Source organism: Dechloromonas denitrificans, assembly GCF_020510685.1.
Taxonomy (GTDB): domain Bacteria; phylum Pseudomonadota; class Gammaproteobacteria; order Burkholderiales; family Rhodocyclaceae; genus Azonexus; species Azonexus denitrificans_A.
Genome location: NZ_CP075185.1, coordinates 1771025 through 1796057 on the forward strand (window position 1 = coordinate 1771025; position 25033 = coordinate 1796057).

A 25033-nucleotide genomic window follows, 5' to 3' on the forward strand; every position below is an offset into this window, starting at 1 on the left:
GGGGTGGCGACGGTATAATTGCGACCTTTCCGTTTTCGCCCAGCCTACCGTGACCCAGCTCGACCAGGAAATCTTCCGCCGCCGTACCTTCGCCATCATTTCCCACCCCGATGCCGGTAAAACCACGCTGACCGAAAAACTGCTGTGGTTCGGCGGCGCCATCCAGGTGGCCGGCGAAGTCCGTGCCCGCAAGGCTTCGCGCCACGCGACTTCGGACTGGATGGAGCTGGAGAAGCAGCGCGGTATCTCGGTGACCTCGTCGGTCATGCAGTTCCCGTACCGCGAATGCATGATCAACCTGCTCGACACGCCGGGCCATGAGGACTTCTCGGAAGACACCTACCGGACGTTGACCGCCGTCGACTCGGCAACCATGGTCATCGACTCGGTGAATGGCGTCGAAGCGCAGACGATCAAGCTGCTCAACGTCTGCCGCATGCGCGACACGCCGATCCTGACCTTCATCAACAAGCTCGACCGCGAAGGCAAGGAGCCGATCGACCTGCTCGACGAAATCGAGTCGGTGCTCGGCATCCAGTGCGCCCCGATGACCTGGCCGATCGGCATGGGCAAGCGTTTTCGCGGCGTCTATCACCTCTACGACGACGCCATCAGCTTCTTCGACCCGCAGGCCGAAAAGGGCACGGCCGAGATCATCCAGGGCCTCGACAATCCGCGTCTCGACGAACTGATCGGTTCGCAGGCCGACGAATTGCGTACCGACATCGAACTGGTGCGCGGCGCTTCGCATGCCTTCGATGCTGACGCTTATCTGTCGGGCAAGCAGTCGCCGGTGTTTTTCGGTTCGGCGGTCAACAACTTCGGCGTGCAGAGCCTGCTCGACGCCGTCGTCGATCTGTCGCCGGCGCCGATCGCCCGGCCGGCGGTGTCGCGCAGCGTCGAACCGAACGAGCCGAAATTTTCCGGTTTCGTGTTCAAGATCCAGGCCAACATGGACCCCAAGCACCGCGACCGCATCGCTTTCCTGCGCGTCTGCTCGGGCCGCTTCGAGCGCGGCATGAAAATCAAGCAGGGGGCCGGCGGCAAGTTCCTCTCGGTCAACAACGCCATCACCTTCATGGCCCGCGACCGCTCGACCACCGACGAAGCCTGGCCGGGCGACATCATCGGCATCCCGAACCACGGCACCATCCGCCTCGGCGAAACCTTCACCGAAGGCGAAGACCTGCGCTTCACCGGCATTCCGTCCTTTGCGCCGGAACACTTCCGCCTGGCGCGCATCGCCAACCCGCTGAAGATCAAGCAGTTGCAGAAAGGCCTGCAGCAACTGGCCGAGGAGGGCGCGACCCAGTTGTTCCGGCCGATGTCCGGCAACGACCTGATTCTCGGCGCGGTCGGCACGCTGCAGTTCGACGTGGTGGCCAGCCGGCTGGAACACGAATACGGCGTCCAGGTTATTTTCGAGAGCTACAACTGTTCGACGGCGCGCTGGATCCACGGCGACCCGCTCGAACTGCGTCAGCTGTCGGAACGTTACAGCGCCAACGTCGCCCTTGATGGCGCCGACGATCCGGTCTATCTGGCGCCGAACAATGTCTACCTGAACATGGTCAAAGAGAAATATCCCAATCTGCGCTTCGTCGAGGCGCGCGAGGTGATCTGACCATGACTGTCCGGGTCCAGGAAGCCGATTTCGACCTCGGTGCCGAGCTTGCCGCGCTGCGCGCCGGCGACGCCCGGGTCGGCGCGCTGGCCAGCTTTGTCGGACTGGTGCGCGACATCAACGCCGGGGCCGGCGTTTCGGAAATGACCCTGGAGCACTACCCGGGCATGACCGAGAAGGCGCTCGAGGAAATCGTCGTCGAAGCACGAGGCCGCTGGGCGCTCTACGACGCGCTGGTCATCCACCGCGTCGGTCCGCTCAAGCCCTGCGACCAGATCGTCCTGGTCGCCGTGACCAGCGCGCACCGTGGCGAAGCCTTCGCCGCCTGCGAATTCATCATGGACTACCTGAAGACCCGCGCCCCGTTCTGGAAGCGCGAAGTCACGCCGGATGGCGCGCACTGGGTCGATGCCCGCGAGAGCGACGACAGCGCCGCCGCGCGCTGGCAGAACCCGCCGCTGGCCAACTGACGGCGCTCCGGCGCCTACGCTACGGCCCTGGTCAGTTCGGCAATCCGCGTCCGCAGGACATCGAGGCTGAGCGGTTTGTGCAGAACGACGATCTGTTTCCTGGCCATGCGGCGAATCACTTGCGGATCGGTATCGCCGGTGATGATCAGCGCCGGCAACTGGCTGCCGAAATTCTTGCGTAGCGTCGCGATGACGTTGAAACCGTCTTCGTTCCCGGCGAGCCGATAGTCGGAAATGATCAGGTTCGGCGGATTCCCGCCGAGGCGGGCCAATAGTTCGGCGCCGGAGGGCGCTGAAACGACCTGGTGGCCGATTTCGGCCAAGGCGTAGGTCAGTGCCTTGACCAGCTCGGCATTGTCGTCGACCACGCCGATTATCAAGGGAATATGCGGCTCTTGCACCGGGGGCATCGGCTTGGCTGCTTCGCCCAGCGGCAACTCGACGGCGAATACGGAGCCTTTGCCGAGGCGCGAACAGAGGTTGATTTGCAGCCCCAGCAAGCTCGCCATCTTGGTGACGATCGCCAGCCCCAGGCCGCTCCCTTTGGTGCTGTTACGCTCGCGGTTGTCGAGCTGCTTGAATTCCTCAAAAATCTCGCCGGTCTTGTCGGCCGGAATGCCTATGCCGGTATCCCAGACCTCAAGCCACATTTTTCCCTGGCGCCGCTTGCAGCCGATCAGGACGCCGCCGTGCGCGGTGTAGCGGATGGCGTTATCGACCAGATTTCCGACAATGCGCTGGAACAGCACAGGATCGGTGCGCCCGGTCAGGCCGAAGCGGGTATGGCGCAATTTGAGTCCTTTGCTCCGGGCTTCCGGGCCGTAAGATGAAACCACCCGCTTGAGCAGCGCGTCGAGTTCGAAATCGCAAGGTTTCGGGACAACCACGCCGGCTTCGAGTTTCGACAGGTCGAGCAGGTGCGAGAGCATTTCGCTTAGTGTCGCGGCGCAATTCTTCATGCCGCTGACCAGTTGCTGATCGCTCGCGCCCAGTTTGTGTTCGAGTGCCGCAATGTAGAGCGCCAGGCCGGCCAGCGGCTGCCGCAGATCGTGACTGGCGGCGGCGAGGAAGCGCGATTTGGCGCAATTGGCCCGCTCGGCGTCGGCCATGGCCTGTTTCAGCGAGGTTTCGGTTTGCTTGGTGGTGGTGATGTCAATCAGCAGGAGGCGATACTCCTGCCCCGTTTCATCGCGAATGGCTTTGACCTGTATGACCCGGGCCGGCTGCTCTTCCAGCGACGGTATGGTGATCTCGCTGACTTGTTTGGTCGGGCTGGCCCACACGGCGTTGAGGAATCCGGCGAAAGTCGGCCGACTGGCTTCGTCGATGAACAGCGCGAAACTCTTGTTGACCAGTTTCGAACGGCCCAGGCCGAGCAGGCGGGCGCCGGCCAGATTGATCTGTTGAATCTTGCCGTCGCGGCTCAGTGTCACATAGCCGATTGGTGCGAAATCGTAGAGGTCGGTGTACCGCGCCAGGGCAGCTTCGGCTTGATGGTAGCTTTCGCGCAATGCCTCGTTCTGCATTTCCAGTTCGATTTTATGCACGCGTAGTTCGTGCAGCAGCGCCGAAACGTTGCTTGTGCCGTCTGTTTCTTGCTCATCCTTTGTCGCGCGCTCTTCTGCCAGACGGCGCAGCGCCAGCGACCTTGCGGCAATGTCCGGATTTTTTTTCATGGCATTGGGTCCTCCTTCACCCCCCGCGGTCCTGGCTCGCAGCACTGGTCCTCTTCGCCCGGCGCGGCTGGCCGGTAGCGGGCAATGCCGGTTGGGCGATGTTGGCTTTTTGAGGGTGCTTCGCTTTGCTTTGTTCCACCAGCCAGCGTGCCTCAGTGAGGATTTTCTCCAGTCCGGCAAGCTGATCAGGGGCGCTGCCGCTGGCCGCCAGGCCGTCTTCCAGAGCCTGCGCGATCTTGTCAAATGCCGCTTCCAGCGACTTGGCCTCGCTGATGTCGATGAAGGTGATGACTACGCCGCTGATGATGTTGTCGAGGCTACGGTACGGCATGATGCGAACCTTGAACCAATGCCCGCCCTGGGCGGCAATGGCTTTGTCGGAAAAGACCAGCGTGCGCAGGACTTCCTTCGCATCTTCCTGCAGTTGCGGATAATCGAGCTCGGTGACGATATTCGACAGCGGCCGCCCGACATCGAGCGGCAATAGCTTGAAAAGCCGTGTGGCATAAGGCGTGAAGCTGCGTATCCGCATTTCCGTATCGAGGAATACGGTGGCGATTTCCGTACTGTTGATCAAGTTCTGCATGTCGCCGATCACCGACGACATGCTTTTCATCTTGGCTTCCAGTTCGGCGTTGACGCTGTGCAGTTCTTCGTTCAATGCCTGCATTTCCTCTTTCGAGGTCGTCAGTTCCTCGTTGGTCGATTGCAGCTCTTCATTGGTCGACTGGAGTTCCTCGTTGGTCGACTTGAGCTCCTCCTGTGCGCTCTGCGATTCTTCGCACATGCTCTGCAGTTCGCTGCGGGTATGTTGCAATTCGACCACCAGTGCGTTTTCGTCGACAGCGGTGGATTTCTCGTCCGCTACCGTGCGGCCGTCGGCACTGCTTTCGGTGGGCGAGGGGACGTCGGTAAAGACGATCATTACCCGGTCCCGTTTTTCCCAGGGCCGCTCGATCGCCTGTACCGTGACATTGACGGTCTGGATCAGCCCGTTGCAGTCCACCTTCAAGCCATCCAGATTGACCGCCGCCGGCTGTTGCAAGGCCTGCCGGATGGCGCCGGGCAAAACATGGCGCAGCCCTTCGCGGGTCATCGCGTGAATATTCAGGTTGGCCTTGCCGACCGCCGGTTCAAGGTACTTGCCGGTGCGTCCGCTGATGTAGAGAACCTCGCCATCGGCGTTGGTGAGAACCGCCGCCGGCGTGTAATGCAGGCGCAGCTGTTCATGGACGAGCTGCTCGTTGCTGGCCGGGGAGGTTGGCCGGGCATCCGCGACGAGCTTCGGTGTCGTCACGTGATATTTGGTCGGAAAGTCGACCTTGGCCGGCTGTTCGTTGAGGCGCCGGTAAATCCGCGCCCGGCTCTCGAGCGGCGAGAACAGGGCCTGGTGGCTGCCGATGCTTTCGGCGCTGCCGAGCACCATGATGCCGCCGTGGTTCAGGGCGTAGTGAAATAGCGGGATGAGTTTCTTTTGCAGTTCCGGCCCGAGGTAGATCAGCAGATTGCGGCAACTGAGGATGTCGAGCTTGGTGAATGGCGGGTCCATGATGATGTTTTGCGTCGCAAAAATCACCATTTCGCGTATTTCCTGGGTGACCTGAAAACTCTTGCCGGCCTCGACGAAATAGCGCGCCAGGCGCTCCGGCCCGACATCGGCGACGATGTTGGCGGGATAGAGGCCAATCCGCGCCTGCTCGATGGCATTGCTATCGAGGTCGGTGGCAAATATTTGCAGCGAGTAACGCACCGGGGCCTTAAGCTCGGCGAGGACTTCCTTGAAGACGATCGCCAGCGTGTAGGCTTCTTCGCCGGTGGAGCAGGCCGGGATCCAGGCGCGCAAGGCCATGCCGGCCGGATGCTTGGCCAGCAGTTCGGGCAGGGCGACGGTTTTCAGGTAGTCCCAGACCGCCGGGTCGCGAAAGAAGCTGGTCACGCCGATCAGCAGTTCATTCAGCAGCAGATCGATCTCGTCCGGGGTCTCCCGTAGGTAGCGGACATAGTTCGCGATCGTGTCGATCTGGTGCAGCGCCATGCGGCGCTCGATGCGGCGGTAGAGGGTATTTTTCTTGTAGAGGGCAAAGTCATTGCCGGTACGTTCGCGCAGCAGGATGACAATTTTCTCCAGGGCGCTCTGGACTCGCGACTCGCTGGTCGATTCCGGGTCGATCGGCGTACCCCGCAGGGCATGGCGGAAATAAACGGCGATCCGCTCAGGCAGCTCTTCGGCTGGTGCAACGAGGTCGGCCACGCCGGCATCGACGGCGCTCTGCGGCATGCCCTTGAACTTGGCTGAGCCGGGGTCCTGAACCAGGGTCAGGCCGGAGTTTTCCTTGATGGCGCGCAGGCCGAGCATGCCATCGGAGCCCATGCCGGAGAGAATGACGCCGACGGCGTTTTCCTGCCGGTCGATGGCCAGTGTCCGCAAGAAAAAATCGATTGGCAACCGCAGCCCGTGTCTTTCCGCCGGGTCAAGGAGGTAGAGCGTACCGTGCAGGATCGACAGATCCTTGTTGGGCGGGATCACATAGATGTGATTCGGCTTGACCGTCATCCGGTTTTTCGCCTGGGTGACCGGTATGCTCGTCAGGCGCTGCAACAACTCGGGCAGCATGCCTTTGTGGTTCGGATCGAGATGCTGGACGATGACATAGGCCATGTCGCTGTCACCCCGGATCTGGCCAATAAAGAGGGTTAGCGCTTCCAGGCCGCCGGCCGAGGCGCCGATGCCGACAATCGGGAAGTGATTGTCGTCGGCCGCGAGAGACTTGTGCGAGCGTGATGCCGTCGCCATTACCGTGCTCTTTTTACGCCACCACGGCAGATTGAAGTCGGGCCAGTGCCCGCGTTATGGATGTCTGCATAAACAGTTGGGCAGGACAGCGTGTCCATGTTCGGGCTCCCTTGGCTAGCCTCTGGTTATCGGTACGGGGTGCGACAATCGATTGGCACCGCTCGGGTGGCGTTATTGTCCATCGATTGCTTATTTTGCAGCAAGGCGGCTGAGTCCGCGCAGGTTTTATGACGCTGGCTCGAGCCAAGGCAAGGCCGGGTCAGACTATCCCTGGCGGCGCCGAAAACAGCCGGGGGGCACGTCCGGATCCGGTCCGGACGTGCCCCCCGGCAGGCGCAGAGGCCAGAATCAGGTTTTGAACTGGGCGACGGCCTGGTGCAGCGATACCGAGAGCGATTGCAGGTGGCGGGCGGCTTCGGCCGTGTGCTTGACGGCGACAGCGCTTTCTTCCGACATCTGGGCGATGGTTTCCAGCTTTTGGGCAATATCGCTGCCCGCCGTACTTTGCTCGCGGATCGAGTCGGAAATTCCGTTGACCACGCGCGTTACCTGTTCGGCTCCATCACGGATGCGATTGATCGAATCGCCGGCCTGGTTCGCCAACTCGACGCCATTGCTGACCTGGACGACGCCGGCCTGCATGCTGGCCACCGCGCTGCGGGTGCCGCTCTGGATCTTGGAGACCATCGTGGCAATTTCGGTAGTCGACAGGCTGGTTCGCTCGGCCAGTTTGCGCACTTCGTCGGCAACCACTGCGAAGCCACGCCCCTGTTCGCCGGCCCGGGCCGCTTCGATGGCCGCATTCAGGGCCAGCAGGTTGGTCTGGTCGGCAATTTCCTTGATGGTATTGACGATCGAGGTGATCTGGTCGGACTGGCGGCCAAGATCTTCAACGATTTCCGAGGAGGACTGAACCGCTTCGGAAATCTTGCGCATTTCGGTCGCCGCGCCATGAATGATGCCGGCGCCTTGCTGGGAAATGGTGCCGGATTCCTGCGAAATGCTGTGGGCTTCCTGCGCGTTGTCCCGCACCTGATCGATGCTGACCGACATTTCCTCGACCGAGGCGGCCATCGAGGAGGCTGCATCACTTTGCTGGCGGGCCCGGTCGGCCACCGACTCGGAGGCATGCAGCAACTGGCTGGCAGCGCTGGCCACCTGCTCGGCGTTGCCGGTGATGGTGCCAATCATGCTGCGCAGCGTGTCTTGCATCGTACTGATATTGGCCAGCAGGCTGGTGGTGTCGCCTGGTTCACAATTGATCGGAGTCGCCAGATCGCCGCTGGCGATGCGTTGGGTGATGCTGGATGCGACAACCGGGTCGCCACCCAGCGTCTTGATGATATTGCGCGACAGCAGCAGCAGGGAAATCGAGATGAAGCCGCCGATGCCCAGCCCCCAGAGCAACAAGGTGATGGCATCGGTGCGGAACTTGGCATCGACGTCATCGATATAGATGCCCGAGCCGATTACCCAGCCCCATGGCTGGAAGCCGGATACGAAGGAAATCTTCGGGACGCCTTCGTCGGAACCCGGTTTGGGCCAGAGATAGTCCACGAAGCCCGAGCCTTGCGACTTGACCATCGCATTGAATTCCAGAAAGAAGAATTTTCCGTTCTTGTCTTTCAATTGATCCAGTTTTTTGCCGTCGAGGTCCGGCTTGATCGGATGCATGACCATCAGGTCATTCATGTCGTTGATCCAGAAGTACTCGTTCTTGTCGTAGCGCATCGCCCTGACGGCATCCAGGGCGGCTTTTTTCGCATCTTCGACGCTGATTCGACCTTCGCGTGCTTCTTTCTCGAAGTGGCCGACCGTCGTTTGGGCAACCTCGACGAGATTGCGGACCTTGTCCTTGCGGTCGCCCAGCATCTGGCTCTTGCCGTTGATCAGGAGAACGGCAAACAGCACGATCAGTGCCACGATTGTTGCCGTCGTCATGGCGACAAGTTTGCCGCGCAAGGTAAATCCTTCGGTATTCATTGTCTTGCCCCCAGAAATGCAGTATCGCTAAAGTGGATATTTATAGCTCTTGCCACTTTTCAAGAATACTATTTTTTCCACAAGCTGTTTCGAGTGTTTGAATCGACATCCGGTCGCGGTTGAAAATTTCCGATCCGTCCTCATCTACCGGGTATCAAAATTTGCCCAGGAGGACAGTCAGATGCGACTCGATAAATTAACTACCAAATTCCAGCAGGCGTTGTCCGATGCCCAGAGTCTGGCCATCGGCGGCGACCAGCAGTTCATTGAACCGCAGCATCTGCTGCTCGCCCTGATCAATCAGGACGATGGCGGCACGACCTCGTTGCTGGCCCGCGCCGGCGTCAATGTCCCGGCCTTGCGCAACGATCTGGAAGGTGCGCTGAAGCGTCTGCCGCAGGTTTCCGGCCATGGTGGCGAGGTGTCGATCGGCCGCGATCTGACCAATCTGCTCAATCTGACCGACAAGGAAGCGCAAAAGCGCGGCGACGAGTTCATCGCCAGCGAAATGTTCCTGCTCGCCCTGTGTGAAGACAAGAACGAAACCGGTCGCCTGGCTAAGCAGCACGGCGTCAGTCGCAAAGCGCTGGAGGCGGCGATCATGGCCGTCCGCGGCGGGCAGGGCGTCGATTCGCAGGAAGCCGAAGGACAGCGCGAAGCCTTGAAGAAATACTGCATCGACCTGACCGAGCGCGCCGCCCAAGGCAAGCTCGACCCGGTAATCGGCCGCGACGACGAGATCCGCCGGGCCATCCAGATCCTGCAACGGCGGACCAAGAACAACCCGGTGCTGATCGGCGAGCCGGGGGTCGGCAAGACGGCGATCGTCGAAGGTCTGGCCCAGCGCATCATCAATGATGAAGTACCGGAAACCCTGAAGGGCAAGAAGGTTCTGGTCCTCGACATGGCCGGCCTGCTGGCCGGCGCCAAGTACCGCGGCGAATTCGAGGAACGCCTGAAGGCGGTGCTCAAGGAAGTCTCGCAAGACGAAGGCCGGATCATCCTGTTCATCGACGAATTGCATACCATGGTCGGGGCCGGCAAGGCCGAGGGCGCCATCGACGCCGGCAACATGCTGAAGCCGGCTCTGGCGCGCGGCGAACTGCACTGCATCGGCGCGACGACGCTCAATGAATACCGCAAGTACATCGAGAAGGATGCGGCGCTCGAACGCCGTTTCCAGAAAGTGCTGGTCGAGGAGCCGAGCGTCGAAAGCACCATTGCCATCCTGCGCGGTCTGCAGGAGAAGTACGAACTGCACCACGGCGTCGATATCACCGACCCGGCCATCGTCGCGGCCGCCGAGTTGAGCCATCGCTACATCACCGACCGTTTCCTGCCGGACAAGGCGATCGACCTGATCGACGAAGCCGCCGCCAAGATCAAGATGGAAATCGACTCCAAGCCGGAATCGATGGACAAGCTCGACCGTCGCATCATCCAGCTGAAGATCGAGCGCGAAGCGGTCAAGAAGGAAAAGGACGAAGCGTCGAAGAAGCGTTTCGGGCTGATCGAGGACGAAATCGCCAAGCTATCGAAGGATTATTCCGATCTGGAAGAAGTCTGGAAGGCCGAAAAGGCCCAGGTTCAGGGTTCCGCCCATATCAAGGAAGAAATCGACAAGCTCAAGGCCGATCTCGCCAAACTGCAGCGCGAAGGCAAACTCGACAAGGTGGCCGAACTGCAATACGGCAAGCTGCCGCAGCTCGAAGCCCAGTTAAAGGCGGCCGAGAAGGCCGGCGACGGCGAGCAAAAAAAGAACAAGCTGCTGCGCACCCAGGTCGGGGCCGAGGAAATCGCTGAGGTCGTCTCCCGCGCTACCGGCATCCCGGTCAGCAAGATGATGCAGGGCGAACGCGAAAAACTGCTGCATATGGAAGAACGGCTGCACAAGCGGGTGGTCGGCCAGGACGAGGCTGTCCGGCTGGTCGGCGACGCCATTCGTCGCTCACGGGCCGGTCTGTCCGATCCGAACCGGCCGTATGGCTCCTTCCTCTTCCTCGGCCCGACCGGCGTCGGCAAGACCGAACTGTGCAAGGCGCTGGCCGAGTTCATGTTCGATGCCGAGGATCACCTGATCCGCATCGACATGAGCGAGTTCATGGAGAAGCACTCGGTCGCCCGCCTGATCGGCGCGCCGCCGGGCTACGTCGGCTACGAAGAGGGCGGTTACCTGACCGAAGCGGTGCGCCGCAAGCCGTACAGCGTGATTCTGCTCGACGAGGTCGAAAAGGCGCACCCGGATGTCTTCAACGTGCTGCTGCAGGTCCTGGACGACGGCCGGATGACCGACGGCCAGGGGCGTACCGTGGATTTCAAGAACACGGTGATCGTCATGACCTCCAACCTCGGTAGCCAGATGATCCAGCAGATGGCCGGCGACGACTACGGGGTGATCAAGATGTCGGTGATGGGCGAGGTCAAGAGCTACTTCCGGCCGGAATTCATCAACCGGATCGATGAAGTGGTGGTCTTCCATGCCCTCGACGAAAAGCACATCGCCGGCATCGCGAAGATCCAGCTTGGTTATCTCGAAAAGCGGCTGGCTCAGCTCGACATAGGCATTGTCGTCGACGACAGCGCGCTGGTCGAACTGGCCCAGGCTGGCTTCGACCCGGTGTTCGGGGCGCGGCCGTTGAAGCGGGCGATCCAGCAGCAGATCGAGAATCCGCTGGCCAAGGCCATCCTCGAAGGGAAGTTTGCCGCCAAGGACACGATACGCGTTGCCTGCGAAAACGGCATCATGCGTTTCAGCAAGGCTTGATCGCCTGGCGTTGAAATGAAAATGGCGGAACCGCCGGGTTCCGCCATTTCTTTGGCCGAAAGAGCTTAGCAGTTGCCCTTCTTGGCCTGGCCCGGCGGGCAGTGACCGCCACCCTGATGGGGGACACCCTTGTTGCCCCGGCCGGTGTAGTACTTTTCACCGCGTGGGCCGTTATGCTGTCGCCAGTAGTCTTGATCGCGCCAGTCGTAGCCGTCCCAGTAATAGCCGCGGTCGTTGCGGCTGCCGAAGGTGATGGTGGCGCCTGGGGTCTGGACACGAACACTGCCGATATCGACATTGATATCGACGGCGTGGGCAAATAGCGGCGAAGCGGCAAAAAGCGCAGCCAGAAGAAGTTTTTTCATTCGCAATTTCCTCGAAAAAAACGTGCAGGTGAATCACCTCGTGCATGAATAGCGGATTATCGTTCGAATCAACCCTATCGGAATCTAAAAAATGTCGGATGACCTGAAACGTTGGCAAAGCGAGCGCCATGCCGAGTTGAGCTCGCCGGGCAGTTGGCTTGGGCTGGTCGGCTTGTTCTGGCTACAGCCGGGCCGCAATCCGGTCGGCAGCGCGGCGACGGCAACGGTTGTCTTGCCCCACGGCCCCGAACTGCTCGGCGATTTGTCCTGGGCGGACGGGCGTATCGTCTGGCAGCCTGCTGATGGCCCGGAAGTGGCGTTGGCGACCGATCGGCATGGCGCGCCGACAATAGTCGACTTTGAAAATCTGTCTTTTTTCGTCGTCGATCGTGATGGTCAGTTGGCCGTGCGCCTCAGGGACCGCAACTGGGCCGCCAAAACGCCTTTCGCTGGGCTCGACTATTTTCCGTTCGACCATCGCTGGCAGATCGTCGCGACATGGCAGGCGATCGATCCGCCGCTGACCATGGAGGTGCCGAACGTCAGCGGCGAGCTGAAAACGGTCAGCGTGGCACATCGCGCCGTTTTCGAGCTGGCCGGCCAGATGGTCAGCTTGTTGCCGATGGCGGTTAGTGACCAGGAGGTGTTCTTTGTCTTTCGCGATCGCAGCAGTGGCCGGGAAACCTACGGGGCCGGGCGCTTTCTAAAGGTGCCGGTGGCGACCAGCGGCCAAATCACCCTCGATTTCAATCGCGCCTACAACCCGCCCTGCGCTTTTACGCCCTTCGCCACCTGCCCGCTGCCACCACCCGAGAACTGGTTGCCGTTTGCCGTCCCGGCCGGCGAGAAAAAATGGTTAAAGCCGGCATAGGCCGATCGTCTGGCCAACGAGTGTGTTGTCGCGTACCGACATCCGCCGGGCTTTTGCTGTAGTGTGTCAGGGCCGCTTGAGTAACGCTCAGGAGGAAACCCTTCCACTTTTTCCGGTTGCCTTCCGATGATCGAACCCCTACTGCTCTCTGCCGCGCGTGTCTGCACGTTCGAGCGACAACGACTGCTCACCAACGCTAGTGGCCTGTTCTTCGAGCGTGATGGACGCCTGTTTGTGGTGACCAGCCGCCACGTGATGTATGACAAGCCGAGCAAGCATTTTCCCGACCGCATCGAGGTCGAGCTGCATATCGACCCCGACAATATGGCCAAGTCGATCGGTTTCTCGATTCCGCTGTATCGCAACGGCAAAGGCATTTGGCGCCAGGGACTCGACACGTCCGGCGAGATCGATGTGGCGGTGATCGAGATCGAACGCTCGGCGTTGCCGCCGACCGCCGTTTACCGGGCTTTCACGCCGCAGCATCTGATCGGTCCGAACGATCAGGTCGAGATCGGTTCGTCCTTGCTGGTCGTCGGTTTTCCGCTCGGCTTTCACGACACGCTGCACCATATGCCGGTCGTTCGACATGCCGTGCTGGCCTCGTCATTCGGCTTGCGTTTCCAGGGCGAGGGCTATTTCCTGACCGATGCGCGAACGCACCGGGGAACCAGCGGGGCGCCGGTCGTCATGCGCGTTCCCGGCAGCGATCCGAACGTCCATGGCGATCTGCCGTGGATGCTGCTCGGCATCCATTCGTCACGCCTCGATGTCGGTACGCGCGACCTCAAGCTCGACGAGGCGCTTGGCCTGAACTGCGCCTGGTACGCCGACATCCTGATGACGCTGACCAAGCAATGATGACGCATCGCCATGCCCGCTGGTGCGGGGTGGCGACGGGGAGAGCAGGGTTAGCGGGTAATCAGCGGATGAACGGCTTCGCTGGCGTGTTTCTTGACCTGCTTGACTGCTTTCTTTTCCTTCGGGGTCAACGCCGGCTGTTTCTTCACTTCCTTGGTGCTGTGTTTGGTCTTGCCCATGATCTTGCTCCTTGGTGCGTCGACAAATGCGGCGTCGTTTCAGTATAGGCCGATGCGCCAGGAAGACCAGCACGGACATCGAATCGGGCGGCGCCGCTTTGCCGCCCGTCTTTTCGCCGGTTCAGGCTTGGCTGGGCACGGTCGCCAGCGCCTCGGCGAAATTGTTCACGGTGCGCTCCGGGTTATGCAGTTTGTCCAGACCGAACAGGCCGACCCGGAAGGTCCGGAAAGTGTCCGGCTCGTCGCATTGCAACGGAACGCCGGCGGCCGTCTGCAGGCCGGCGGCGAGGAATTTCTTGCCCGACTGGATGTCCGGATCGGTGGTGTAGCTGACCACCACGCCAGGGGCTTGGAAGCCTTCGGCGGCGACGCTGGGGAAGCCCTTGGCGACGAGCAGCTGGCGGATGCGGCGGCCGAGTTCCCATTGTTCCTGGCAGACCTTGGCGAAACCGTAGGCTTCGGTTTCCAGCATGATGTCGCGCAAGGTCGCCAAGGCATCGGTCGGCATGGTTGCGTGGTAAGCGTGGCTGCCGTTCTCGAAGGCCTCCATGATCGACAGCCACTTTTTCAAGTCGCAGGCAAAACTGCTGCTGGTCGTCGCGTCGATGTGCGCCCGGGCGCGTTCGCCGAGCGCGATCAGTGCCGCGCAAGGTGGGGCGCTCCAGCCTTTTTGCGGGGCGCTGATCAGCAGATCGACATGGTTGGCCGCCATATCGACCCAGATCGTGCCGGAGGCCACGCAATCGAGTACGAACAGGCCATCCACCGCCTGCACGGCGGCACCGACGGCGCGCAGATAGTCGTCGGGCAAGATCATGCCGGAGGCGGTTTCGACATGCGGGGCAAAGACGACGTCCGGCTTGTGGGCGTGGATGGCGGCGACCACTTCCTCGATCGGCATCGGAGCGAAGGGGGCCTGGGCGCCCGTGGAGATCTGGCGGGCTTTGAGGACGATGCTCTCCGAGGGAATCTGGCCGACCTCGAAAATTTGCGTCCAGCGGAAGCTGAACCAGCCGTTGCGGATGACCAGGACTTTCTTGCCAGTCGCGAACTGGCGGGCCACCGCCTCCATGCCGAAAGTGCCGCTGCCGGGCACGATCACCGCCGACCTGGCGTTATAGACTTTTTTCAGGATCCGCGAGATGTCGGTCATCACCCCCTGAAAGCGTTGCGACATGTGATTCAGGGCGCGGTCGGTATAGACCACCGAGTATTCGAGCAGGCCTTGGGGATCGGGTTGGGGTAGCAGGGCGGGCACGTTGTCTCTCCGTTTGATTGTTCGATCACGCAGCTAGCTGCGTGGCGGCCAGCATAAACCGAAGCGATGACGGCACGCTAGTCGATGGCGGCGGAGCGGGCAAGCTTGCCGCCTTTTCGCGGCCGAGGCATATTCTTGAGGTCTGGCAAACTGCGGCGAGGCAAGATCATGGCAACGAATCTTCGCGAAGCAATCCGGCAAGTCTGTCGGCGCGACGAAGCGCTCTGCGTCGCCGCTCTGGTCGATGAGCTGGAGAAGATTCCCGGCGATCAGCCGGCCGTTCAGGCGCTGGCCCGCCAACTGGTCGAAGCGGTGCGCCAGCAGCGCAGCCGGGCGAGCGGGGTCGACCACCTGATGCAGGAATTCGCGCTGTCGAGTCAGGAAGGCGTCGCCTTGATGTGTCTGGCAGAAGCGTTGTTGCGTATTCCGGATAGTGCGACGGTGGACCGCCTGATCCGCGACAAGATAAGTCATGGCGACTGGCGATCGCACCTGGGCGGCAGTTCGTCGCTGTTCGTCAATGCCGCGACCTGGGGCATGCTGCTCACCGGCCAGTTGCTCGCCAGTCAGCCGCATGGCGAACTGGGCGAGGTGCTGAGCCGCTTGTTGCGGCGGGGCGGCGAGCCGCTGATCCGGAAAAGCATCAATTTCGCCATGCGTCTGCTCGGTCAGCAGTTCGTGCTCGGCGAAAGCATTGCCGCGGCGCTGCAGCGCAGTATCGACAACGAGCGGCGCGGCTATACCCATTCCTTCGACATGCTCGGCGAAGCGGCGCTGACCGCGGACGATGCCGAAAATTACTGCCGCGCCTATCAGACGGCGATCGAAGCCATCGGTCAGGCCAGCGGCGGGCGGGGCGTGCACGCCGGGCCGGGGATTTCGGTCAAGTTGTCGGCGCTGCATCCGCGCTATGGACGCAGTCAGCGTCAGCGGGTGATGGCCGAACTGCTGCCGCGTCTGAAGGGCTTGATGCTGCTCGCCCGGCACTATGGCATCGGTTTCAACATCGATGCTGAAGAGGCCGAGCGACTGGAGCTTTCCCTCGATCTGCTCGAAGAACTGGCCGCCGATCCCGAGCTGGCCGGCTGGCCTGGCCTCGGCTTCGTCGTTCAGGCCTATCAGAAACGCTGTCCCTTCGTCATTGACTGGCTGGTCGATCTGGCCCGGCGCAGCAGCCGCCGACTGATGGTACGCCTGGTCAAGGGGGCCTATTGGGACAGTGAGATCAAGCGTGCCCAAGTCGACGGTCTGGCCGATTACCCGGTTTATACGCGCAAGGCCCATACCGACCTGGCCTATCTGGTGTGCGCCCGCCGCCTGCTCGCTGCGCCGGATGCGGTCTATCCGCAATTCGCCACGCACAATGCCCAGACGCTGGCCAGCATCGTGTTGATGGCTGGTGACCGCGGCGTCGAGGACTACGAGTTCCAATGTCTGCACGGCATGGGCGAACCCTTGTACGACATGGTGGTGGGGCCAGCCGGACTGGGCCGGCGTTGCCGCATCTATGCGCCGGTCGGCAGTCACCGGACGCTGTTGCCCTATCTGGTGCGCCGGTTGCTCGAGAACGGGGCGAACAGTTCCTTCGTCCATCGCCTCGTCGACCCGGCGGTGTCGATCGAGGACCTGATCGAAGACCCGTTGCAGCAAGTTCGCCGCACCGGCCCGACGCGTCACCCGAAGATTCCGCTGCCGGCCGAGCTGTATGGGAACGGTCGGGTCAATTCGGCCGGCGTCGATCTGGCCGATGAAGCAAGCATCGCCGGGCTGGCAAAGGCCCTGGCCGCGCTTGCCGACAAACGCTGGTCGGCTGCGCCGCTGGTCACTGGCGCAAGCAGCAGCCAGGCGTGTGCCGATCTGCCGGTGCGCAACCCGGCGGATCGCCACGATGTCGTCGGTCACGTGATCGAGGCCGATGCGGCAACCGTCGAGCAGGCCTTGTCCAATGCCGCGGTCGCTGCCCCGCGCTGGGCGCAGACGCCGCCCGCCGCGCGTGCCGCAGCGCTGTGGCGCGCCGCCGATCTGTTCGAGGCCAATCGCGTGCCCTTGATCAGCCTGGCCATCCGCGAAGCCGGCAAAACCTGGGGTAATGCCCTGGCCGAGGTGCGCGAGGCCGTCGATTTCTGTCGTTACTACGGCCAACAGTTGCTGGCGGGCCATTTTTCGGTGGCCGGCGAGCCGCCCGGCCCGGCGGTTTGCATCAGCCCGTGGAATTTTCCGTTGACCATTTTTGTCGGCGAAGTCAGTGCCGCCCTGGCTGCCGGTAGCTCGGTTCTCGCCAAGCCGGCCGAGCAGACGCCGCTGATTGCCGGCTTCGCCATCGAACTGCTGCATCAGGCGGGCATTCCGCTCGACGTGCTGCAGTTTCTGCCTGGCCGGGGCGAAACGGTCGGGGCGATACTGACCGCCGACCAACGGGTCCGTTCGGTGGTCTTTACCGGGTCAACCGAGGTGGCGCGCTTGATCAACCAGAGCATCGCCAACCGCCCCGGCGTTCGGCTGATTGCCGAGACCGGCGGCCTGAATGCGATGATCGTCGATTCCTCGGCGCTGCCCGAGCAGGTCGTCCAGGATGTCCTGGTCTCCGGCTTCGACAGCGCCGGCCAGCGCTGTTCGGCGCTACGCGTCCTGTGCCTGCAGCACGATATCGCCGGGCGCGTAATGGGCCAACTGCAGGCCGCCATGCAGCAGCTCACGATTGGCAATCCGCTGCATCTGGCCACCGATATCGGGCCGGTTATCGATGATCCGGCACGGCGGGCCTTGCTCAGCCACATCGCCCGGATGCGCAGTATCGGCCGACCGGTCTTCGACTTGCCGCTGCCGGCCGACTGCCTCGCTGGCAGCTTCGTGTCGCCGACGTTGATCGAGATCGATTCGCTGGCCGATCTGCCCGGCGAAGTCTTCGGGCCGGTCGTCCATGTGCTGCGTTTTGCCGGCCAGCAACTCGATGCCCTGCTTGACGCGATCAATGCCAGCGGCTATGGGCTGACGCTCGGCGTGCATAGCCGTATCGACGCGGCGGTGCAGTCGATCGGCATCCAGTCCAGGGTCGGCAACATCTACGTCAATCGCAACATGGTCGGGGCGGTGGTCGGCGTCCAGCCTTTCGGCGGCGAGGGCTTGTCGGGTACCGGGCCGAAGGCCGGCGGGCCGCTCTATCTGCATCGGCTGGCGGGCAGTCTGCAGGTCGCCCCGGCCGAAATCGGCGGCCGTTCCGTCGTTGGCGATGCGGCGCTCGATTGCCTGAGCGAATGGCTGATGGTGGCCGGTCATCCCGAGTTGGCTTCGCGGTGCGCCGAATACGCCGCCTTGACGCTGCGCCACACCCGGCTTGACTTGCCCGGCCCGACCGGGGAGCGGAACACGCTGCATTTCGCGCCGCGCGGCGTGTTGTTGTGCCTGGCCGATCAGGAACAAGCCTTGCTCGGCCAGATCGCCGCGGTGCAGGCTACCGGCAACACGGTTGGCGTGCTGGACACGGCTTATTGCCGAAAGCTGCTGGCCGGTTTGCCGGCTGCACTCGCCAAGGATATTCGGTGGCGCCAGCCCGGCGATTTTCGTGGCATCGCGGGGGTGTTGTTGGCTGGAACGGGGCCCGATGAAAGCGGCTTGCGCCAGCGTTTGGCAAGTCAGCCGGGGGCGCTGATTGCCGTCTATCGGGCGGACGATCGTCAGCGGTACCCGTTATTCCGGATGTTGAGCGAACGCGTTGTCAGTGTGAATACGACGGCGGCTGGTGGCAATGCGAGCTTGATGAGCCTGGGCGGCTGAGCGGAGAACGCGATGGACAGCCGAGCCGCCTTCCTGCTTTTTCCGCGAAAAGCTAGGGTCTCGCCTTCAGAGGCTGATGACGACTTTCTGGTACAGCCCGCCAAACGACGTGGATTTGGCTAGCGCAACGAGCGCTGAGTCGGTGGGCAGGTAAGTCGCGATTTCCTGTTCCCAGAGATCCAGTGCGAATGGCTCAAGGGCTTTCAATACGCCGGTCATCAGATAACGCAGCGGGTTGCCGGGGCTCGGCTTGTGGTAATCGACAATGACGATCTTGCCGCCCGGCCGGGTAACGCGCAGCGCTTCGGCCAGCGTTGCCCGGCGCACCGCTGCCGGTTGCTCGTGCAGCAGAAAGAACAGCAGTGTTGCGTCAAAGCTTGCATCGGCAAAGTGCAGGGCGCTGGCGTCCTGCTGATGCAGGTGGATGCGCGGGTCGGGCGGCAGTTTGCGGCGCAGGTTGGCGAGCTGGATCGGCGCGACATCGACGACGTCGAGCCTGCCTTGCGCGCCGAGGCGGGCGGCAATGCGCTGGGTGAAGTCGCCATAGACGCAAGCGATCTGCAGGATGCGCTGATTGATCGCGGTGCCGAATTCGGCCAGCACCGCATCACGCAGGCGACTGAAATTGCCCCACAGAATCAGGTTGACCAGCCACTGGCGCTCAAAGAGGCGGACGCCGTTGGGGTGCAGATAAGCCCACCAGTAAACGTCCTGCAGATAATCGGGAATGGCCGGTGGGGCCGGCGTCGCTCCCGGTGGTTGTTCGAGAGGCAAATGGGCAGCAAGGGACGGAGCACTGGGGGGCATGGCAGGAATGTTTCGCGGATCGCCAATTCAGATGAAATGAAAATGGATGACAGCCCTGCAATCGTGGCCGTGATCCTGCGGGCGCTCCTTCCCTCCGTCGGGTCGCTGCTCGTCTTGGCGCGGCTGATGGCCGGTTGGCAGCGTCACCTTCGCGTAACTTACACCGTCGACCGGCATTAGGCCAGTTGCCGCCGCCTCAAGTAAGCCCCGGGCAGGCCGTAAACATACTTGCAAGCAGTTACTTTTGGAGGTGTGCGATGAACGTCATCTACAGCAGCGATCACTTCTGGGTCCTCGCCTACCCTGCGCAACAGGGGTTCGAGTTGCTCGACAAGGAATATATGCGCACGCTCTTTCTGCAAGGAGCCTCGGCCTGGCACTTCCGGCATGCGATGGAAGCGATTCCGGAAAATGAGCGCGACGACGAAAGTATCGACGCCTTCCTCGACGCCTATTGCACCGATGCCGCCCGGCCCATCGTCATCCACTGACGTGCTAGAATCGCGGCATTGTCTTGATTAGCCTTGGGAAAACAGCCAAATGGGTGACGTAAATACGAGCTACGTGTCGGATCACACGAAGTGGATCAACGAACAACTGGAAAAGAACCCGGCCTGGGTCGAAGATCAGAAAGTCGGTCGCGCCCTGTGGTGGGACAAGAAGCAGGATGTCGATAGCAGCCAGCGCAATGCCGAGTCCAAGGTGGCGCAGAAGCCGTACCCGTACGACGTGAATTTCTTCGGCGAATAATCGCCAAACGGATTCCAACCCGATAAAAAAGCCGATCATGTTGATCGGCTTTTTTCTTGCCTTCGCCAGGCCGGGCCTGGCGAAAACCCTGCTCAGGTACCGGTCAGCGGCTTGACGACGCGTTTGACGGCGGTGTCTTCCGGGTGCGGATGGATGGTGAAGCCAAGGCTGGTCATCAGGCGGAACATCTTGCTGTTGGTCGACAAGACGTCGCCGACCACGGCGCGATAGCCTTTCATCCGGGCGCACTCGATCAGTGCCGTCATCAGCTTGCGGCCGACGCCGGACTTCTGGAAGTTGTCGCCGACGGCCAGCGCAAACTCGACCGATTCGCCATCCGGATTGCCGACATAACGCGCGACGCCGATCTGGGTTTCCTTGCCTTCATCGTTGGTCATCGTGGCGACCAGCGCCATTTCGCGGTCGTAGTCGATCTGGGTGAAGCGGACCAGCATGGTCTGGGTCAGTTCGCGCAGCGTATCCATGAAGCGGTAGTAGCGTGATTCGTCGGACATGTTCTTGACGAATTCCTGCTCCAGATCGGCATCTTCCGGACGGATCGGGCGGATGGTGACGACCTTGCCATCGTTCATCTGCCATTCCTGGATCAGATGCACCGGGTAGGGATAGATGGCCATATGGGCGTAGCGGTCGCCACTGGCATTGGCCGCATGGTCGATGACGATCCGGGCGTCGGCGGCGATTGCGCCGTTTTCGTCCACGATCAGCGGGTTGAGGTCCATTTCCATGATCCACGGCAGTTCGCAGACCATTTCGGAGATGCAGAGCAGGACTTCCTTGATCGCCTCGCGGTCGACCGGCGGCATGTTGTGGAATTGATCGAGAATCTTCGAGGCGCGCGTCGAGTCGATCAGGTCCTTGGCCAGGAACTTGTTGAGCGGCGGCAGGGCAACCGAGCGGTCGCTGAAGATTTCGACATCGAAGCCACCGGCACCAAAGGTGATCACCGGCCCGAAAATGGGGTCGCGGAAGACGCCGATCATCAGCTCGCGACCATTCGGATGCGACAGGAAGGGTTCGATCGAGACGCCGTTGATCTTGATGTTCGGATGGCGCTTCTGCACGGTCTCGATAATGTCGTGATAGGCATTACGGACGGCCGGCGCGTTGCCGATATTCAGCCGGACACCGCCGGCATCGGACTTGTGCTGGAGTTCTGGCGAGTCGACTTTCATCGCCACCGGGAAACCGATCTGTTCGGCCAGCAGCAGCGCTTCGGTTGCCGTGCGGGCGACCATGGTCTGGGCGACCGGCACCTTGAAGGCGCGCAGGATAGCCTTCGATTCCATCTCGGAGAGCACCTTGCGCCGTTCGGCGAGCAGGGCCTCGATCAGCATCTTGGCCCCTTCGGCTTCCGGCCGGCCGTGCTGGCGGGTCGGTTCCGGCGTTTGCAGCAGCAGCTTCTGGTTGCGGTAGTACTTGGAGATATGGTGGAACAGCTCGATCGCGGTTTCCGGCATGCGGAAGGCCGGGATGCCGGCATCTTCGAGCAGCTTGCGCGAACTGGCGACCTGTTCTTCGCCCATCCAGCAACAGATGATCGAGCGGTTCAGTTTGTCGGCCACTTCGATGATCGCCTGGGCGACGCCCATCGGGTCGGTCATCGCCTGCGGTGAAAGCATCACCAGCGTGCTGTCGACGTTCGGATCGTGGGTGACGGCCAGGATGGCGTCGCGGTAGCGCTCCGGCGTGGCATCCCCGCCAATGTCGATGGGGTTGCTGTGCGACCAGCTGGTCGGCATCGTCTTGTTGAGTACGGCCATCGTCTCATTCGACAGCTCGGCCAGCGGGATGCCCAGATCGCCGGCCCGGTCGGCCGCCATGGCGCCCGGTCCGCCGCCGTTGGTGATGATGGCCAGACGGTTGCCGAGCGGGCGGAACTTGGAAGCGAGCGCTTTAGCCGCATAGAACAGCTGGCCGACGTTCTGGACGCGGACGACGCCGGCCCGCCGCACGGCGGCATCAAAGACGGTGTCGGAGACAGCGGCCATGCCGGAGTGCGTCGCGGTGGCCATGGCGCCCGCTTCGTGGCGGCCGGCCTTGAGCAGAATGATCGGCTTGATGCGCGCGGCGGAACGCAGGGCGCTCATGAAGCGGCGGGCGTTGCGAATGCCTTCGACGTACATCAGGATGTAGTGGGTACGGCTGTCGTAAATCAGGTAGTCGAGGATTTCGCCGAAATCGACGTCGGCCGTCATGCCGATCGAAATGACCGACGAGAAGCCCACCTGATTCGACTTGGCCCAGTCGAGTACGGCCGAACACATCGCGCCGGACTGCGAGACGAGGGCGAGATTGCCCGGGGCGGCGGTCGTTTTGGTGAACGTCGCGTTCAGGCCCAGTTCCGGGCGGATGATGCCGAGGCAATTGGGGCCGAGGATGCGCACGTTGTAGGAGCGGGCGATTTCCAGCACCTTGCGCTCGAGCGCGGCGCCGATATGGCCGGCTTCGGAAAAGCCGGCGGAAATGACGATGACGTTGCGCACGCCGCTCCGGCCGCATTGCTCGATCAACTGCGGCACGGTCTGCGGGCGGGTGGCAATCACCGCCATTTCGACGCGGGCACCGATTTCCTCGATCGACTTGTAGGCCGGCTGGCCCTGAATCGTCTCGTGCTTGGGATTGATGGCGTACAGTCGGCCCTTGTAGCCCGAGCTGAGGATGTTCTTGAAAATGATGTTGCCGACCGAGTTTTCGCGGTCGGAGGCGCCGATCACAGCAACCGATTTCGGTTCGAAAAGCGAGGTTAGATAGTGCTGTTCCAACATGTCGAGCCTCTATTACAATGTTATTGTGCAGTGCACAATTCTAACATAAAGCGCCAAATATTAGCCTTGAAAATCGTAGGGTTAAGGCTGTCCGGCGAGCTGGCTGGCGATCAGCAAGGGCTGGCTGAGAGCGCGATGAATAGGGCATTTGTTGGCGATGTCGAGCATCCGCTGGCGTTGCTCGGCGCTCAGGTCGCCCTCCAGCGTGATGGTCCGGTTGATCCGGTCGCGCAGGCTGCCGTCGATTTCCAGTTTTTCATGGCTCAGGGTCACGCTGATCCTGCGCACCGGCAGTTCTTTGCGCTCGGCATACATGCGCAAGGTCATCGAGGTGCAACTACCGAGAGCGGCCATCAACAAGTCGAAGGGCGCCGGTCCGGCATCGGCGCCACCGACGCTTGCCGGTTCGTCGGCGAGCAGATGATGCTGGCCGGCAATGACTTCCTGCTGGTATCTTCCCTTACCATTTTCCATTACGACGACGATGCCCGACATAACTGGTTCCATGAACGAAATGATCCAAATGATACCCCCTTCGCCATGGGTGAAGTGTCATATCGAAGACATTCGGGAAGGCGGGACGGTTCTCGATCTGGCCTGTGGCAGCGGTCGTCACGCGCGCCTGCTCGCCGCCCGGGGGCGCTCGGTTCTTGCGGTGGATCGTGATGCGGAAGCGCTTTCTCGGCTGCAGGGCATTCCCGGCATCGTGACCGCCTGCCTTGATCTCGAAGGCGAGCACTGGCCGCTGGCCGGCCAGCGTTTCGCCGGGGTGGTTGTCACCAATTACCTGTGGCGGCCGCGTCTGGCTGAACTGCTTGCCTTGCTGGCGCCCGGCGGGGTGTTGATTTACGAAACCTTCATGCGCGGCAACGAGGCCTACGGCAAGCCGTCCAATCCGGATTTTCTGCTGCAGCCCGGCGAGTTGCGCGCCCTTGCGGCGACTGCCGGTCTGCGCGAAATTGCCTTTGCGGAAGGCTACACGGCCAGCCCGAAGCCGGCCATGCGTCAGGCCATCTGCGCCGTCCGCGACTGAGCGATGGCGCTGGCCAGTCGGGCGATGCCGGTCGGTGTCAGGTCATCGGTCGTGAAATTCTGCAGCTTCGCCATGCCGCTGTAGTTGGCGTTCTGGGAACGGCGGTACAGAGGGTCGTAATGCTGTTCGAGCAGTTCGCGGACCAGGGTCGGCCACTGCTGGCCATCAATCAGTTGCTGCCAGCGCCCCAGGGTTTCGCGGCTTTGCACGCTGCGCAGGGCATCGAGCCGGCTCATCAGGAATTCCGGCAGGGTCAGGAAGTAGTCGTAGTCCTTGAGCAGGAAGTCGACGCGGGCATCGAGGCTGGCATCCACGTTCAGACATTCGCCATTGCGGATGCGCTCGATCAGGGCATCCGGTACGTGCAGGTTGCCGATCTTGCGGCTCTCCGCTTCAACGTAGATCGGGCGGTCCGGCGTGAAGGTCTGCATCTTGCCGAGCAGCATCGTTTCGAAGCCTTTCTGGCTCGGCTGCGGCTGCCCGGGTAGTACGCCGAGAACCGATCCCTTGTGGCTGGCCAGCGTTTCGAGATCGAGCACCTGCTCGCCTAATTCCTCGATGCCTTGCAGGATGCGGGTCTTGGCGCTGCCGGTGGGGCCGGAAACAACCCTGAAGCGGAACTGCGGCGGCAGTTCCTGCAGGCGAGCCATGACGTGCGTCCGCCAAGCCTTGTAGCCGCCATCCAGTTGCCCGGCTTGCCAGCCGATAGCGCGGAAAATAGTCACCATCGAACCGCTGCGGTCGCCGCCGCGCCAGCAGTAGATCAGCGGTTTCCAGGTCTTCGGACGGCCGAGGAAGCGTTCACGCAGATGGCGGGCGATGTTCTCGGCAACCAGCGCCGCGCCGATTTTTTTCGCTTCGAAGGGTGAAACCTGTTTATAGATGGTTCCGACTTCGGCTCGCTGGGCATCGTCGAGCACCGGGCAGTTGATGGCGCCGGGGATATGGTCTTCGGCGAATTCGGCGGGCGAGCGGACATCGATGATTTCATCGTAGGCGGCAAGGTCGGCAATGGTCGGGCGGTGTTGTTTCATC

19 protein-coding genes are annotated in these 25033 nt (G+C 61.9%); 9 read left to right on the forward strand and 10 right to left on the reverse strand.

The window, feature by feature from the left end; all coding sequences use genetic code 11:
* Positions 1-49 precede the first annotated feature (49 nt).
* Both KI611_RS08580 and moaE read left to right on the forward strand, forming a co-directional pair.
* Positions 50-1624: a peptide chain release factor 3 gene (locus KI611_RS08580; RefSeq protein WP_226419406.1), complete on the forward strand. Its 1575-nt coding sequence runs from the start codon at positions 50-52 to the stop codon at positions 1622-1624.
* Positions 1625-1626: 2 nt separating this feature from the next.
* Positions 1627-2094, forward strand: a complete 468-nt coding sequence (moaE, locus tag KI611_RS08585) for a molybdopterin synthase catalytic subunit MoaE (protein ID WP_226419407.1) — start codon at positions 1627-1629, stop codon at positions 2092-2094.
* Positions 2095-2108: 14 nt separating this feature from the next.
* On the opposite strand, the gene KI611_RS08590 is transcribed toward moaE, so the two are convergent.
* From KI611_RS08590 to KI611_RS08600, 3 genes are all read right to left on the reverse strand, one after another.
* On the reverse strand, positions 2109-3770 hold the full coding sequence (locus KI611_RS08590; RefSeq protein WP_226419408.1) for an ATP-binding protein: 1662 nt from the start codon (positions 3768-3770) through the stop codon (positions 2109-2111).
* 16 nt (positions 3771-3786) lie between these two features.
* Positions 3787-6564 carry a chemotaxis protein CheB gene (locus KI611_RS08595; RefSeq protein ID WP_226419409.1) on the reverse strand — a complete coding sequence of 926 codons (2778 nt, stop codon included), beginning with the start codon at positions 6562-6564 and terminating at the stop codon, positions 3787-3789.
* A gap of 348 nt (positions 6565-6912) precedes the next feature.
* Positions 6913-8547 (reverse strand): methyl-accepting chemotaxis protein, encoded by a 1635-nt coding sequence (locus KI611_RS08600; protein WP_319002333.1) that lies wholly within the window; start codon positions 8545-8547, stop codon positions 6913-6915.
* 181 nt (positions 8548-8728) lie between these two features.
* On the opposite strand from KI611_RS08600, the gene clpB reads away from it, so the two are divergent.
* Positions 8729-11311: an ATP-dependent chaperone ClpB gene (clpB, locus tag KI611_RS08605; RefSeq protein WP_226419410.1), complete on the forward strand. Its 2583-nt coding sequence runs from the start codon at positions 8729-8731 to the stop codon at positions 11309-11311.
* A 65-nt stretch (positions 11312-11376) separates the two neighbouring features.
* Here clpB and KI611_RS08610 read toward each other — a convergent pair whose 3' ends face one another.
* A complete protein-coding gene (locus KI611_RS08610; RefSeq protein WP_226419411.1) occupies positions 11377-11676 on the reverse strand; it encodes a DUF2502 domain-containing protein in 300 nt (99 codons plus the stop codon).
* 91 nt (positions 11677-11767) lie between these two features.
* Between KI611_RS08610 and KI611_RS08615 the strand changes: the two genes are divergently transcribed.
* Complete coding sequence (locus KI611_RS08615; protein ID WP_226419412.1) at positions 11768-12547, forward strand: DUF1684 domain-containing protein; 780 nt, start codon at positions 11768-11770, stop codon at positions 12545-12547.
* A gap of 126 nt (positions 12548-12673) precedes the next feature.
* Positions 12674-13408 carry a S1 family peptidase gene (locus KI611_RS08620; protein ID WP_226419413.1) on the forward strand — a complete coding sequence of 245 codons (735 nt, stop codon included), beginning with the start codon at positions 12674-12676 and terminating at the stop codon, positions 13406-13408.
* A gap of 50 nt (positions 13409-13458) precedes the next feature.
* Here KI611_RS08620 and KI611_RS22100 read toward each other — a convergent pair whose 3' ends face one another.
* Together KI611_RS22100 and KI611_RS08625 are read right to left on the reverse strand one after the other, a co-directional pair.
* On the reverse strand, positions 13459-13587 hold the full coding sequence (locus KI611_RS22100) for a hypothetical protein (protein ID WP_264180043.1): 129 nt from the start codon (positions 13585-13587) through the stop codon (positions 13459-13461).
* A 121-nt stretch (positions 13588-13708) separates the two neighbouring features.
* Positions 13709-14845 carry an alanine--glyoxylate aminotransferase family protein gene (locus tag KI611_RS08625; protein ID WP_226419414.1) on the reverse strand — a complete coding sequence of 379 codons (1137 nt, stop codon included), beginning with the start codon at positions 14843-14845 and terminating at the stop codon, positions 13709-13711.
* Between the two features lie 168 nt (positions 14846-15013).
* Here KI611_RS08625 and putA point away from each other — a divergent pair, with 168 nt between their 5' ends.
* Positions 15014-18619, forward strand: coding sequence for a bifunctional proline dehydrogenase/L-glutamate gamma-semialdehyde dehydrogenase PutA (putA, locus tag KI611_RS08630; RefSeq protein ID WP_226419415.1), 3606 nt, complete (start codon positions 15014-15016; stop codon positions 18617-18619).
* A gap of 66 nt (positions 18620-18685) precedes the next feature.
* On the opposite strand, the gene rquA is transcribed toward putA, so the two are convergent.
* Positions 18686-19426, reverse strand: a complete 741-nt coding sequence (gene rquA, locus KI611_RS08635; RefSeq protein WP_226419416.1) for a rhodoquinone biosynthesis methyltransferase RquA — start codon at positions 19424-19426, stop codon at positions 18686-18688.
* Positions 19427-19683: 257 nt separating this feature from the next.
* On the opposite strand from rquA, the gene KI611_RS08640 reads away from it, so the two are divergent.
* Both KI611_RS08640 and KI611_RS08645 read left to right on the forward strand, forming a co-directional pair.
* Positions 19684-19917 carry a DUF3567 family protein gene (locus KI611_RS08640; RefSeq protein WP_226419417.1) on the forward strand — a complete coding sequence of 78 codons (234 nt, stop codon included), beginning with the start codon at positions 19684-19686 and terminating at the stop codon, positions 19915-19917.
* A 49-nt stretch (positions 19918-19966) separates the two neighbouring features.
* Entirely contained in the window at positions 19967-20176 is a 210-nt protein-coding gene (locus tag KI611_RS08645; protein ID WP_226419418.1) for a DUF3460 family protein, read from the forward strand.
* 92 nt (positions 20177-20268) lie between these two features.
* Here the strand turns inward: KI611_RS08645 and KI611_RS08650 are convergent, their stop codons facing one another.
* Positions 20269-22965 carry a bifunctional acetate--CoA ligase family protein/GNAT family N-acetyltransferase gene (locus KI611_RS08650; RefSeq protein ID WP_226419419.1) on the reverse strand — a complete coding sequence of 899 codons (2697 nt, stop codon included), beginning with the start codon at positions 22963-22965 and terminating at the stop codon, positions 20269-20271.
* An 81-nt stretch (positions 22966-23046) separates the two neighbouring features.
* Positions 23047-23472, reverse strand: a complete 426-nt coding sequence (locus KI611_RS08655) for an OsmC family protein (RefSeq protein ID WP_226419420.1) — start codon at positions 23470-23472, stop codon at positions 23047-23049.
* 16 nt (positions 23473-23488) lie between these two features.
* Here KI611_RS08655 and KI611_RS08660 point away from each other — a divergent pair, with 16 nt between their 5' ends.
* Positions 23489-23998 carry a class I SAM-dependent methyltransferase gene (locus KI611_RS08660; RefSeq protein WP_226419421.1) on the forward strand — a complete coding sequence of 170 codons (510 nt, stop codon included), beginning with the start codon at positions 23489-23491 and terminating at the stop codon, positions 23996-23998.
* On the opposite strand, the gene mnmH is transcribed toward KI611_RS08660, so the two are convergent.
* Positions 23971-25032: a tRNA 2-selenouridine(34) synthase MnmH gene (gene mnmH, locus KI611_RS08665; protein ID WP_226419422.1), complete on the reverse strand. Its 1062-nt coding sequence runs from the start codon at positions 25030-25032 to the stop codon at positions 23971-23973. The genes KI611_RS08660 and mnmH overlap by 28 nt on opposite strands.
* Position 25033: the final 1 nt, after the last annotated feature.